Source organism: Parasphingorhabdus sp., assembly GCF_036963805.1.
In the GTDB taxonomy this organism is placed as follows: Bacteria; Pseudomonadota; Alphaproteobacteria; order Sphingomonadales; family Sphingomonadaceae; genus Parasphingorhabdus.
The window spans coordinates 1-541 of the sequence record NZ_JBALUN010000063.1 but is presented as its reverse complement, the minus strand read 5'-3'; the positions used below and the strand labels follow the sequence as shown (position 1 = coordinate 541).

Here is a 541-nt window from a genome sequence, read left to right as displayed (position 1 = left end):
AAGCTTGAATCGGAATTTCTGCAGAATGACGAGAGCGGCAATCTGCCGCGGTGGGAATATTACCGCTCAATCATGGGTTTTGAAAGGGCAGCAGCATGATAGAGACAGATATCTCGCTCGAAGCGGCGCTCGTGGAGTTGCTGCTGGCGGACTCGCGCGCGCTTGACAGCAAAGATATGCAAGCTTGGCTGGGTAATTACGCGGAGGAAGAGGAAGCTTCCTACATCTGCCGTTCGGCGGAGAATTCAGAACACGGGCTGGACATTGGTTTGATGTACGATGATTGCCGTGCGAGGCTAGAAGATCGCGTCACTTTTGTGAACGATATTTGGGTCGGCACATTTCAAGACTACCGCACTCGCCACTTCGTCCAACTCACAAGCTGTAAGCGGCTAGACCCAATGACCGTAGAGATGCGATCCAACTTTTCGGTTCTCATGACACCTAAAGACAGCGGGATCACACAGGTGTTGGCGGCTGGGGAGTATCTCGACAGCGTGCGCCAAGCGAACGATGGCGCATTGAAGCTGCTGTCTCGGCG

1 protein-coding gene is annotated in these 541 nt (G+C 53.8%); it reads left to right on the top strand.

Annotation, left to right across the window (positions count from 1 at the left end; translation table 11 throughout):
* Nucleotides 1-95 precede the first annotated feature (95 nt).
* On the top strand, nucleotides 96-541 hold a 446-nt coding region (locus V7676_RS18785; RefSeq protein WP_335661079.1), incomplete at its 3' end, for an aromatic-ring-hydroxylating dioxygenase subunit beta.